The sequence below is a fragment of the Vibrio sp. 10N.286.49.B3 genome (assembly GCF_002873395.1).
Lineage (GTDB): Bacteria > Pseudomonadota > Gammaproteobacteria > Enterobacterales > Vibrionaceae > Vibrio.
Map to the genome: position 1 here is coordinate 22383 of NZ_MCUV01000016.1, position 12798 is coordinate 35180.

The 12798-nt window shown below is 42.0% G+C and carries 11 protein-coding genes; 1 reads left to right on the plus strand and 10 read right to left on the minus strand.

What is annotated here, in order from left to right; all coding sequences use genetic code 11:
• Positions 1–49 precede the first annotated feature (49 nt).
• Complete coding sequence (gene rlmD / locus BCU68_RS07890) at positions 50–1375, minus strand: 23S rRNA (uracil(1939)-C(5))-methyltransferase RlmD (protein WP_102564240.1); 1326 nt, start codon at positions 1373–1375, stop codon at positions 50–52.
• 177 nt (positions 1376–1552) lie between these two features.
• Between rlmD and barA the strand changes: the two genes are divergently transcribed.
• Positions 1553–4354, plus strand: a complete 2802-nt coding sequence (gene barA, locus BCU68_RS07895) for a two-component sensor histidine kinase BarA (protein WP_102564241.1) — start codon at positions 1553–1555, stop codon at positions 4352–4354.
• A gap of 65 nt (positions 4355–4419) precedes the next feature.
• On the opposite strand, the gene BCU68_RS07900 is transcribed toward barA, so the two are convergent.
• The 9 genes from BCU68_RS07900 to lepB form a co-directional block, all read right to left on the minus strand.
• On the minus strand, positions 4420–5553 hold the full coding sequence (locus tag BCU68_RS07900) for a glycerate kinase (protein WP_102564242.1): 1134 nt from the start codon (positions 5551–5553) through the stop codon (positions 4420–4422).
• A 19-nt stretch (positions 5554–5572) separates the two neighbouring features.
• Entirely contained in the window at positions 5573–6838 is a 1266-nt protein-coding gene (locus tag BCU68_RS07905; RefSeq protein WP_102564243.1) for a GntP family permease, read from the minus strand.
• 135 nt (positions 6839–6973) lie between these two features.
• Positions 6974–8116 (minus strand): sugar diacid recognition domain-containing protein, encoded by a 1143-nt coding sequence (locus tag BCU68_RS07910; protein WP_102564244.1) that lies wholly within the window; start codon positions 8114–8116, stop codon positions 6974–6976.
• A gap of 121 nt (positions 8117–8237) precedes the next feature.
• On the minus strand, positions 8238–8618 hold the full coding sequence (gene acpS, locus BCU68_RS07915) for a holo-ACP synthase (protein WP_102564245.1): 381 nt from the start codon (positions 8616–8618) through the stop codon (positions 8238–8240).
• Between the two features lie 24 nt (positions 8619–8642).
• Positions 8643–9383, minus strand: a complete 741-nt coding sequence (gene pdxJ, locus BCU68_RS07920) for a pyridoxine 5'-phosphate synthase (RefSeq protein ID WP_102564246.1) — start codon at positions 9381–9383, stop codon at positions 8643–8645.
• Positions 9380–10108 carry a DNA repair protein RecO gene (gene recO / locus BCU68_RS07925; RefSeq protein WP_102564247.1) on the minus strand — a complete coding sequence of 243 codons (729 nt, stop codon included), beginning with the start codon at positions 10106–10108 and terminating at the stop codon, positions 9380–9382. Before recO ends, pdxJ begins: the two co-directional genes overlap by 4 nt.
• Positions 10109–10180: 72 nt before the next feature.
• Positions 10181–11155, minus strand: a complete 975-nt coding sequence (era, locus tag BCU68_RS07930; RefSeq protein WP_102564248.1) for a GTPase Era — start codon at positions 11153–11155, stop codon at positions 10181–10183.
• A complete protein-coding gene (rnc, locus tag BCU68_RS07935; protein WP_102564277.1) occupies positions 11148–11825 on the minus strand; it encodes a ribonuclease III in 678 nt (225 codons plus the stop codon). Before rnc ends, era begins: the two co-directional genes overlap by 8 nt.
• 41 nt (positions 11826–11866) lie before the next feature.
• Entirely contained in the window at positions 11867–12760 is an 894-nt protein-coding gene (lepB, locus tag BCU68_RS07940; protein WP_102564249.1) for a signal peptidase I, read from the minus strand.
• Positions 12761–12798: the final 38 nt, after the last annotated feature.

The window sequence follows — 12798 nt, forward strand, 5'->3', positions numbered from 1 at the left end:
CTTTGCTTCTTATAACGATTCTGTTTTGCTTTTAGTGACGCTAGCTACACTATTGACCTTTTTTCTCAAATAATGCCATCGCCTCTAGGTGACTGGTATGTGGGAACATATCCAACATTCCTAATTTTTTCAGCTGATAGCCTTGCTCTAATAGACTCAAACTGTCACGTGCTAATGTCGCAGGGTTACACGAAACGTACACAACGCTTTTAGCGCCTAAGCTCGCTAACTGCTCGACAATTCCACTAGCACCTGCGCGCGCAGGATCCAGCAATACTTTATCAAACTTCTCATCAGCCCAAGCATGATCAGACAGAGCTTCTTCAAGGTTCGCTTGATAAAACTCTACGTTATCAAAATGGTTCAGTTGTGCATTCTGTTTTGCCTTACAGACCATCGCCTCCACACCTTCAATGCCGACGACTTGCTTAGCTAATTTAGCTAACGGCAGGCTAAAGTTACCTAAGCCACAAAAAAGATCCAATACACGCTGATCAGATTGCGGATTCAACCACTCAATCGCCTGAGCAACCATTTTTTTATTCACCGCTTGGTTTACTTGAATAAAGTTGCTTGGTGAAAAAGGAATGGTCACCCCAGCTTCACTGTAACTTGCTTCTTCACCATGAATAAGTTCTAGCTGATCACTTTCTGGCATTAGATAGAGCGAAGCTTGGTTTTCTTGTGCCAATGCCAGCAGTGCCTGTTGATCTTTCGCTGCTAAAGATCGTAAATGGCGCAATACGATAACAGGACCTTGATCACCAAGCACCAACTCTAAATGACCTAAATCACTTGGAGAAGAGAAGTTAGTTAAGCACGCTTTTAATGCTGGCAGCATCGCTTGTAATGGCTGTGCTAATACCGCACATTCACTAATGTCGACAATGGCTTTGCTCTGCTTTTTACGAAAGCCAAATTTAAGCTTTTGAGTCTTGCGGTCAAAAAACAAACTGATGCGTGTACGACGACGGTAACCTTGATCATCACCCAGTATTGCCGGTTGAACAACTTCATCACCCGCGATAATTTTACTCATTGCCTGTGTAAGCGATTGGGATTTATGTGCAACTTGAGCAGGGTATGCAAGGTGCTGAAGGTGACAACCACCACACTCGTCAAACACAGGGCATAATGGCTGCAAACGATCTTCACTTGCTTGTAGTATTTTAATTAACTGACCACGTGCATATTTGCTTTTCGTTTCCGTTAGCTGCATGACGACCTGCTCACCTGGCAAAGCACCATCAATAAAGGTCGGCTTTTTATTCAGATAAGCAATCCCTGCGCCTTGGTGATCCATCCTTTCAACCAGAACCGATTGGTGTTTGGTCTCAAATTGAGTTTTCTTTTTGGGTTGAAAAAAACGTGCCATCTTATTTGCCTAATATAATCTATAATGAATAAGTTATTTTCTTCCAAGTGTCACTATTCTTGCTTGGAGGCATTGTCGAATAGCGCCGACTTGATTAAGCTAACTTATGTTTCGATTGAACTGCTTAATGTGAAAGTTCATTTTCCCATATCCAGCCCCCAATGTAATTAGAGAAAAATGACCAGATATGGCTTACGCGCCCGCGTTATTACCTTAACCTTAGCTCCGACCTTAATTATAGGTCTTCTTTTAAGTGCTTTCTTTTCCTATAACCGCTATCAAGATTTAGAACACCAAGTGATCCATTCTGGAATGAGTATTATAGAGCCGATTGCGATCGTTAGCGAAGTAAGCATGCTCTCTCAAAGCCGTGAAGCTGTGCGTAAATTGATCAGTTATGCTCATCGGAAAAATTCCAAGTTTGTCCGTAGTATTGCTGTCTTCGATAACAATCATGAGTTATTCGTAACGTCCAACTTTCACCCCAACTTTGAGCAACTGACTTTTGCTGAAGATCAACCAATACCAAGCTCAAGTTCAGCTCAACTGTTGGATGATACATTAATTCTTAGAGCACCTATCTGGAGTGAAGGTCAATTTGTTAATGCTCCGAGTGGTCCAGGATTAAAAAGTCAGGCGCTCGGCTATATTGCGATGGAGCTTGATCTTTCATCGCTGCGACTCCAACAGTATCAAGAGGTGCTATCAGCCTTTATTGTACTCATCTTTGGTCTCGGACTGGCTGGCGTTTTCGCTTTTCGTTTAATGCATGATGTTACCCAACCTATCACTCATATGAAAAATATGGTTGATCGCATTCGTCGAGGTCACTTAGATGTACGTATTGAAGGCAACATGCATGGTGAATTGGATGATTTAAAAAATGGTATTAACTCAATGGCGATCTCGCTCTCTGAGTACCACGTCGAAATGCAGCACAGTATTGATCAGGCCACATCTGATTTACGTGAAACACTAGAACAGTTAGAGATTCAAAACGTAGAGCTCGATATTGCGAAAAAACGAGCTCAAGAAGCGGCACGTGTAAAATCTGAATTCTTAGCTAATATGTCTCATGAACTGCGTACACCACTTAATGGGGTGATCGGCTTCACTCGTCAAATGCTAAAAACTCACCTGACAAATAGCCAAATTGATTACCTGCAAACCATTGAGCGCTCAGCTAATAATTTACTTAATATTATCAATGATATTTTGGACTTCTCAAAGCTAGAAGCGGGTAAATTAGCTCTCGAGAATATCCCATTTGAGTTCCAAGAAAGCCTAGAAGAGGTGGTTAATCTACAGGCAACCAGTGCGCATGAAAAAGGGCTAGAAATCACTTTAAAAGTAGACTCAAAGATCCCTGCAGGTGTCATTGGTGATCCATTACGTATTCAGCAAATATTAACGAACCTCGTCGGTAACTCCATTAAATTTACTGAGCGTGGCAATATCGATATCAGTGTCGAATTACGCTCACAAAGCCCAGAAGCGGTTGAAATTCAGTTTATGGTGCGCGATACCGGGATTGGTATCTCAGAGCGTCAGCAAGCACAACTATTCCAAGCCTTTAGCCAAGCCGATGCGAGCATTTCACGTCGCTATGGTGGTACAGGTTTAGGGCTCGTCATTACGCAAAAATTAGTTGGTCAAATGGGGGGTGAAATTAGTTTAACCAGCCGTCTGCACCAAGGATCGACCTTCTGGTTTACCCTGCGCTTAAACACCACCGATATGCCTATCAGCGAGTTATTGGAAGTTGAAACGCTAGCGAATAAGCAGTTGTTGCTTGTTGAGCCAAATATGATCGTCGCATCTATCATGCAACAAACCTTAGCCCAATATGATCTTGCAATGACCTACCGCCCTGAGTTACCAAGCGATAATGCTCAATATGATTATGTATTACTTAACCTATCTCCAACTCAACCGCACGATGAAGCGCTTGTCAGTGAGCAGGTTGAGCAAGCACTACAAATATCACCTAATGTCATTATCGGTACACCAAGTACTGAGCTGGCTTTAGCCGATAATTTAATGAAGCGGTATAATGTACAATGTTTAACTAAACCATTATCACGTAAAAAACTACTGCAAACGTTGATTGCCAATCAATCTCCCGTTGTACTACAAGCACCTATTGAGAGTGTTTCAAGCGATGGACTCGCGCCATTAACGGTATTAGCGGTTGATGATAACCGAGCGAATCTAAAACTCATTAAAGCCCTCTTACAAGAGCGGGTACAAAACGTAATTACTTGTACTAATGGTGAAGATGCCGTTCAAGAAGCGATGCAACAGAAGTTTGATATCATCTTTATGGATATTCAAATGCCGAAAATGGATGGCGTGACCACCTGCCAGCATATTAAAAAAACGGCGCTAAACTCTCAAACACCAGTCATCGCAGTAACAGCGCACGCAATGGCAGGGGAAAGAGAACGTTTATTACAAGTCGGAATGGATGACTATCTAACTAAGCCGATAGAAGAGCATATTTTACAGCAAATCTTAAGCCACTGGAGTCCACATACGAATAAGGACCAACTTGAGAAGTTAGAGAACATTCTTCCTTATGAACCGATCGAACCAGAGTTAATCGTCGATAGTACTCGTAACAATATGATTATTGATTGGCAGGCGGCTTTAAAGCAATCAGCCAATAAAGAGGATCTTGCGCGTGATATGCTGCAGATGCTCGTTGAGTATATTCCTGAGATTGATGTTGTCGTCGAAGCCGCAATAGAAGAGAGTAACTACTCACCCGATGAATTGATCCATCACATTCATAAGTTGCACGGCAGCAGTTCCTACTGTGGAGTGCCGCGTTTAAAATCACTATGTGCCACTATCGAACAAGTATTGAGATCAGGTGGAACTATCGAAGAAGTTGAGCCTGAATTATTTGAATTACAAGATGAAATGGATAAAGTGATTGTTGCCTCCGCCCCCTACCTTAACGAAAGTGAAAGCTAAATAAATGGATATAAAAAACCCCGAGAGCATAAAGCTACCGGGGTTTCATTAGGGTGGGTTACAAACTATTTTTTCATCTTGTAAATTGCTGCAACATTACGAGCCGTTAACTCAACATTTTGCGCAGCTTCAGCCAACGCGGTTGGTAAATCGACAGAGCGCGGTACAACACTAAATACAGCATCGATACCATGGAGGTGTACCACATCACAATCCATTGATAAACAACCAGCAATTCCAACAACCGGCAGATTAAAGCGCTTCGCTGTACGAGCAACTCCGACTGGCGTTTTACCATGAATAGTTTGACTATCAATACGCCCTTCCCCAGTAATAACTAAGTCTGCATCTTTAACAATATCACTCAAGTTAACAGCATCCATCACAATATCAATGCCTGGACGTAGTGTTGCACCAAGTAAACCGACCAAGGCAGCACCTAAGCCACCAGCTGCACCAGCCCCTGGCATATCTTTCACATCACAATCAAATAGCGTTTTCATTAAATCAGCATAGTGAGCCAAGTTTGCATCTAATTCTGCCACCATTTCTGGCGTAGCACCTTTTTGTGGTCCAAATACAGCAGAAGCTCCCTGAGGACCACATAACGGGTTGTCAACATCACAAGCAATTTCTAACTTCGTTGCAGCTAAACGTGGATCAATACCTGAAACATCGATGCTCACTAATTTTGATAGTTCACCACCACCAAAGCCAAGCTCTTGACCATTGCTATCAAGCATTTTAATGCCTAATGCTTGTGCCATACCTAAACCAGCATCATTGGTCGCACTACCACCAATCCCGATAATAATATGTTCAACGCCTTTATCTAAAACCGCTTTAATTAACTCACCAGTACCATAAGTACTCGTCTTTAAAGGATTACGCAATTCAGGTGCAACTAAGTGAAGACCTGATGCTGCTGCCATTTCAATAATAGCGGTTTTACCATTACCCATGACACCATAGAAACCTTCGACCTGATTTCCAAGTGGTGCTGTTACTACAGCACTGACAATCGACCCCTCAGTTGCATCAACAAGAGATTGTACGGTGCCTTCACCACCATCAGCCATTGGTAATTTAATGTATTCCGCATTGGGTATTACTTGCTTAAAACCATTTTCAATCGCAATAGCGACTTCCATTGCCGTCAGGCTTTCTTTATATGAATCAGGAGCGATAACAATTTTCATTTTTAAACCTTAAACAAAATTAAACAAATAAACCAAACACACCAAAGATCATTACCGATACAAAGGCAATCATTAGACCTACAGCAGATTCGTATGGAATCAGTTTTAAGCGTTGACGAATATCCATATGAACAGCACCACCTGTCGCATGGAAAAAGCTACCATGTGGCATATGATCAAGAACGGTTGCTCCTGAGTGAATCATTGCAGCGCCAGCTAAACCTGGAACACCCAGCTCTAAAATGGTGTGGCTAAATACATTCGACGCAACCGCTGCACCAGCAGTGGTTGAAGCAGTAGCAAGAGACATCATGGCACCCGAGATTGGAGCCAATAAATAAGAAGGAAGACCTGACGTAGTTAATAAATCAATTAACCCATCTTTTAAACCTGAGTTCGCAATAATACCAGCAAGTGTGCCGGTACCAAGTAACATAACAGCAACTGGTGCCATACGATTTAAACCGGATACAGCAAAATGATTGGTATCAGCAAAGCGCCCCATAGCAACCGCTCCCACTAAACCACCAAGAGGCAAAGCAATAAGAGGGTCAACATTGATACCAGCAATAGGGCGAAGTGCAAGCAAGGTAATCGCAATCAACGGTGCGATAATAGAAGCACCAAAACTTGGTAATTTGGAGTAATCAACGGCTGCGACTTCGTGCTCAGCGACTTTACTGCCCTTATTAACTAAACGTTTAGCAATAAAGTAAGCGAGCATCATGCCGCACAAACCGGGGATAATACCAGCAGCCATTACTGATGTTAGAGGGACATTAAAAGCATCAGCTGCAGCAATAGCGTTAGGATTTGGTGACATAACATTACCGGCTTTACCTCCGCCAACCATAGCTAATAAAATAGCCATTTTGGAAAGATCAGCGCGACGAGCTATCGCTAAAGCGATTGGTGATACGGTAATCACTGCGACATCAACAAACACGCCTACAGAAGTTAAAATCATGGTTGCAAGCGCTAAGGCAAGTAATGCTCTCGTCTCACCTACTTTTTTCACAATCGTTTCAGCAATCGACGTTGCCGCGCCTGACTCAATCAACACACCAGCGAGAACACCTGCGGCAAGAATGCGCAAAACTGCGGTAACGATACCTTGAGCACCACCGATCATTAAGCCAACAGTATCAGTTAGCGATACACCACCAATAACACCACCGACTAATGCACCAATGATCATCCCATAAGCTGGTGGGACTTTTTTTAGGATCAGAGAGATAGCAATAACCAGAGCAGCTAAGGCTCCTAATGTAGATACTTCAATCATGTTCTATTCCGAATGTATTGTTGAGATATGCCGCAATACTAGAGAGAGAACGTCAGAGAGTCTTTAGTTAAAGTGACAAATAATAAGACTTAAAAGCCCTACATTTTTGTGCACATGACCAAAAAACAAAGCAAATCAGATTAAAGAAAGTGATAGGTAAAGATGCGTAACATCCATTAAGTTATTGAATTTCAAACCAGTTAATGACTCTATCTTATCCATGCGATAACGAAGAGTATTTCTATGAATATGCAAACATTGGCAAGTTTGACTGACATCACAATTTTGTTCAAAATATTGAGTCAGCGTTTTTATCAATACCCCTTTATGGTCATGTTCTTCAAGTAAGGTATAAGGTTTTCGTAATTGATCGTATTGCCATTGCTCTTGTTTCACACTATTGAGTAATACTGGTAATTTATAGTCTTGATAAAAAAAGACTGAGCCGGGCTTTTTATGAGCCGCTTTCATCGTTAACTTTGCTGTTTGGTATGATTTGGCCAACCCATTCAAAGTAGGGAAGTAATCACCTAAAGCAATTTTTATCGTAAAATTCCCTTCTTTCTTAATTCGCTTTAATAGTTGCTTGATACGTTTATCCTCAATCTCTTGAGACCAACCAGAAGCGGTTAAAGATATAGGTTTAAGCACGACAACTTCATTATGTGATACAGAAATAATTCCAACTAAATTATCGCGCTCTGGAAATTCAAGTAAATGCACAAGTTGCTGTAAATGCTCTAAAGATAAAGCGGTATCCTTGGCTGGAATTACCTTTACAACCGTTGCAATACGAGGCTGAGAAAGATCGAGATCTAATCGCTCGGCAATAGAGTTAAGTTGCTCTTCATTTAACGTCGAACCTTGGATAAGTTGCAGTAGTAACTCTTCTCGATGACGTTTATTCCATTGTACTTGAGCCATTAATGCCGCTTGTTCAACAATCAATTCAGCTGTCATTTTGACTAATTCACCATAATGACGAACAGTATCGGGAGTCCCTGATATACCAACAACACCAATAACAAGATCTTGATAAACAATAGGTAAATTGATACCAGGCTTCACACCTTTTAAATAAGAGGTCGTTGATTGCCCTATTTCAACAATACGATTTTCATTAATGGCTAAAATAGCGCCTTCATGCTTTTCATACAAACGCGATGAATCACCTGAGCCAATAATGCGTCCTTTTGCATCCATCACGTTAATTGAATAAGAAATAATTTTCATTGCACGTTCGACTATTCGACGCGCAATCGCTTCGTTTATCTGCATAAGAGACGTCACCAAAATGAAAAGTAATAATGATAATAGCAAAAATCCGAGTGTAATAATTACACTCGGATTTAATCGGTATGATAATAAAACTGCTAAGTCGTTAGGTTTAAAAGGCGCACTAAGATTCGAAGATCACCGTTGCTATCGCGTAATGCCTTTCATCAGAAATACTCAAATGCCAATGTTGTATCGATTGACTCTTGGCTATCTCTGCCGCTTTGCCGGTTAGATTCAATAACGGTTTACCATTATCATCATTACTCACCACAAAGTCTTGAAAGGTAACACCGTGAGCGATCCCAGTACCTAGTGCTTTCGACGCCGCCTCTTTAGCAGCAAATCGTTTCGCTAAAAAGCGACCTTGCTGCTTTATTTTTCGATACGATTCCAGTTCTGATGGCGCTAAAATTCGCTCTGCAAAAGCATCACCATTTCTTAGCAATGCTTTTTCAACACGTTCAATTTCAGCAATATCAGTGCCTAAGCCTACAATTGCCATTACGCTTTACTCTGCACTTATTCGCTATGCTTTCGCATTACGGGCATGTTCCATTACCGCTTTCATATCCGCAACGGCTTTGCCTAATCCATCAAATACCGCTCTACCCATAACAGAGTGACCGATATTCAATTCATAGATTTCTGGCAATGCTGCAATAGGACCAACGTTGTGGTAAGTCAAACCATGACCTGCATTAACCGTAATGCCTAGATCATCAGCATAGCTTGCACCAGCTGCAATTTTCTTTAACTCATCTTGCTGATCTTCATCGGTCAATGCATCGGCATAGTGACCAGTATGAAGTTCAATAAATGGTGCACCACACGCTTTTGCTGCATCAATTTGCAAACGGTCTGCATCAATGAAAAGCGAAACCTTAATTCCTGCAGCAGCAAGCGTCTCTGTCGCCGCTTTAATTTTTTCAAACTGACCGACAACATCTAAGCCGCCTTCTGTTGTCAATTCTTCTCTTTTCTCTGGTACAAGACAGACAAATTCAGGCTTTGTTTCTAATGCAATTGCCACCATTTCATCAGTAACGGCCATTTCTAAATTCATACGTGTTTGTAAAGTCTCACGTAAAATACGTACATCACGATCTTTAATATGACGACGATCTTCACGTAAATGGATAGTGATACCCGCAGCACCTGCACGCTCTGCAATTTCTGCAGCATGTACAGGATCGGGATACTTAGTGCCACGTGCATTACGTAATGTCGCAATGTGATCGATATTAATACCTAAAAGGATTGAGCTCATTTTTCAATACTCCGTGCTCTGGGAATGCCTGCTCTTGAGATAAACAATTCCCGGCTTTTTAATGGTTTGCTGCCAAGATACGGCTTTAATGCTATTCGTGTAAAGCGTTTTGCTGCTCTCAACTGCTCTTTTGTTTGAAAGCGGCGCTCACTAATTGCGATCAGTTCATCACCCATAAAGGTTAAGTTGTCTTGCCTTACGCTAGCAATAAAACCCTTTTGCTCTCGATAACGGTAAGTCATTGTTCCCTCAACAGCTTCACCAGTGCCCGCACAATGCAAAAAATCGACACCATAGCCAAGCACTGACAGTAAAGCGAGTTCAAAACGACGCAAAGCGGGTTCGGGATTGTTGTTATGAGCGAGTTCGGTTATCGCATGCAAATAGTCATGAAATAAGGCTGGTACAGAGACTTCTGGTGCGAGAATTCGAGCGGTCAGCTCATTGACATACATGCCGGAGAAAAGATTAATGCCACTAAGGGGAAGGCCTAGGCTAATGGGTTCAGCTTGACGTAGAGTTTTCATTGCCCCTTTACCTGACCACTTCAGTAATAAAGGAGTGAAAGGCTGTAATACACCTTTTAAATGCGAGCGCTTACCTCGAGCACCTTTCGACATCAGTGTGATGCGACCATACTCTTCGCTAAACACGTCAAGTATTAGGCTTGATTCGCTATAGGGACGGCGGTGAAGGACAAAACAACGTTGTAAACCGTCAGACATGAGATAATTACGCCTCAACCGTCAACAAGCCCCTAGCGAGCCTAAAGCGCACTAGGAACTTATTATGGTCAATTATAGATCGTCGATATAACCAAGGCTACGCAGTGCTCGTTCGTCATCTGCCCAACCTGATTTAACTTTAACCCATGTTTCTAGGTAAACTTTACGACCGAATAATTCTTCCATATCAAGACGAGCTTCACGTCCGATTGTCTTAATTTTCTCGCCCGCTTTACCAATAACCATTTTCTTCTGACCAGTACGCTCAACTAAAATAAGCGCATTGATGTGAAAACCATCCGTTTCTGGATTGTAATCAAAACGTTCAATTTCAACGGTCACAGAGTAAGGCAATTCCTCACCAGTGAAACGCATCAGTTTCTCACGTACGATTTCAGAAGCCATGAAGCGCTGTGAACGATCGGTCACATACTCTTCAGGGAAGTGGTGCACAGCTTTAGGTAGGTGAGCACGAACATGTTTACGTAACACATCAATGTTCTTACCTTGTTTTGCTGAAATTGGCACAACATCAACAAAGTCCATTTTTTGTGATAAGTCCATCATGTGCTTCATCACATCATTACGGTCTTGAACATTATCGACTTTATTAATACACAATACGACTGGGAACTCAGCTTTACGCAGTTTGTTCAAAACCATCTCGTCGTCTTCAGTCCAATGGGTACCATCGACTAAAAATAAAACTAGGTTAACATCACTCAATGAACTGTTTGCTGCACGGTTCATTAAACGGTTAATCGCTCGCTTCTCTTCAATGTGAAGACCCGGAGTATCAACGAAAATAGCTTGGTGATCTCCTTCCGTTTCAACACCCATAATGCGGTGACGAGTCGTTTGCGGTTTACGTGATGTAATCGAGATTTTTTGCCCTAAGATGTGGTTAAGTAAAGTAGATTTACCCACGTTAGGACGACCAACGATAGCAATAAAGCCACAACGTTGGTTCTCAGGAAGGCTTTCCGCTTTCTTTTCTGTTGAGAAGAAAGAATCGATATCAAATTCTTGATCTTTGTTATCAGACATTGGTCAGTTGCTCTAATGCTGCTTCAGCGGCCGCTTGTTCTGCCTTGCGGCGGCTTGTGCCCTTACCGACAACAGGTTCATCCACACCTGCTACTTTACACTCAACCGTAAATTCTTGGTTATGTGCTTCACCTTTAATATTAGCCACTACATAAATAGGTAGCGGTTTTCTTCTACCTTGTAGGTGTTCTTGCAGGCGTGTTTTAGGATCTTTTTGAGAAACACCTGGTTCAATCGCTTCTAGGCGAGTTTTGTACCACTCTAAAATAACACCACGAACCATTTCAACGTCGCTGTCTAAATACACAGCGCCAATAATGGCTTCAACAGAGTCAGCTAGAATGGAGTCACGACGGCAACCGCCACTTTTCAACTCACCTGGACCTAATTTTAAGTAATCTCCTAGCCCGAACTCTCGACCTAGTTCTGCCAATGTATGACCACGAACCAGCGTCGCACGCATACGGCTCATATCGCCTTCATTCACTTTAGGAAAGCGATGATAAAGGGCATCAGCGATAACAAAACTTAAAATTGAATCGCCCAGAAATTCAAGACGTTCATTGTGTTTCCCATTCGCACTACGGTGAGTTAGTGCGTGCTGGAGGTAATCGGGCTCATTAAATTGATACCCGATTCGTTTCTCTAACTTAGATGTTAGAGTATTCATGTTTTCTCGATTCATTAAAGGCTCGATACATTAAGGCTTGATTAATAGAGTCCACCAATGCGGTTAAAACGCACATCAGTTGGAATCCATGCAGGCAAAATACTATCTGCGCTGCGTTCAAATTCAAAGCTAATCCATATTGCGACCGCTTTGCCGACTAAGTTTGCTTCTGGAACAAAGCCCCAGTAGCGACTATCAGCACTGTTATCACGGTTATCACCCATAACAAAGTACTGACCTTGTGGGACAACCCACTCATTAACACCACCACGAGGTTGATAAGCATCAACGCGATCACGACGTAGAGGGTTAATTAAAATTTCATGCTTTTGTGTACCTAACTGTTCATCCAATTTGATCAGTGCAACACCGTCTTGCTGGAATTCACTTTCAACCACATTATTTAACACGATAGGCTTACATACCCTCTCGCCTTGAGGCTGCACACATAGCTCTTTATCAGAATAACGCACTGTGTCACCAGGCAAACCAACAACACGCTTAATGTAGTCAATGTTTGGCTGTGGTGGGTACTTAAATACGACAGTATCCCCACGCTCTGGCTTACCCGTTTCAATCAACTGAGTACGCCATACTGGGTCTTTAATACCGTAAGCGTATTTCTCGACTAAAATAAAATCGCCAATCAATAAGGTTGGCATCATTGAGCCTGATGGGATTTGAAACGGTTCATAAATAAAAGAACGCAATACTAATACAAAGCCAATAACCGGGAAGATAGAAACACTATTTTCAATCCACCATGGCTGGCGTGTAATTTTCTCTTTTGATGCCGCATCTAAAGGGTTAGTTTGCGACTCAACATCAGCCAGTTTCTGCTGACGCTTCTTAGCCCAGATTAACTTTTCAAGTGTCCAGACGATGCCAGTCACCAAAGTTACCATCACTAGGATAAGTGAGAATGTATTAGCCATTGATATTCCTTTACTTTTTAATTCTTTTAAAATAACGA

What these genes read in the sequence shown, in the direction of transcription:
- BCU68_RS07900 (WP_102564242.1), bottom strand. Translation starts at nt 5,553, where the DNA reads ATGAAAATTGTTATCGCTCCTGATTCATATAAAGAAAGCCTGACGGCA.
- rlmD (WP_102564240.1), bottom strand. Translation starts at nt 1,375, where the DNA reads ATGGCACGTTTTTTTCAACCCAAAAAGAAAACTCAATTTGAGACCAAA.
- era (WP_102564248.1), bottom strand. Translation starts at nt 11,155, where the DNA reads ATGTCTGATAACAAAGATCAAGAATTTGATATCGATTCTTTCTTCTCA.
- BCU68_RS07905 (WP_102564243.1), bottom strand. Translation starts at nt 6,838, where the DNA reads ATGATTGAAGTATCTACATTAGGAGCCTTAGCTGCTCTGGTTATTGCT.
- rnc (WP_102564277.1), bottom strand. Translation starts at nt 11,825, where the DNA reads ATGAATACTCTAACATCTAAGTTAGAGAAACGAATCGGGTATCAATTT.
- recO (WP_102564247.1), bottom strand. Translation starts at nt 10,108, where the DNA reads ATGTCTGACGGTTTACAACGTTGTTTTGTCCTTCACCGCCGTCCCTAT.
- acpS (WP_102564245.1), bottom strand. Translation starts at nt 8,618, where the DNA reads ATGGCAATTGTAGGCTTAGGCACTGATATTGCTGAAATTGAACGTGTT.
- lepB (WP_102564249.1), bottom strand. Translation starts at nt 12,760, where the DNA reads ATGGCTAATACATTCTCACTTATCCTAGTGATGGTAACTTTGGTGACT.
- barA (WP_102564241.1), top strand. Translation starts at nt 1,553, where the DNA reads ATGACCAGATATGGCTTACGCGCCCGCGTTATTACCTTAACCTTAGCT.
- BCU68_RS07910 (WP_102564244.1), bottom strand. Translation starts at nt 8,116, where the DNA reads ATGCAGATAAACGAAGCGATTGCGCGTCGAATAGTCGAACGTGCAATG.
- pdxJ (WP_102564246.1), bottom strand. Translation starts at nt 9,383, where the DNA reads ATGAGCTCAATCCTTTTAGGTATTAATATCGATCACATTGCGACATTA.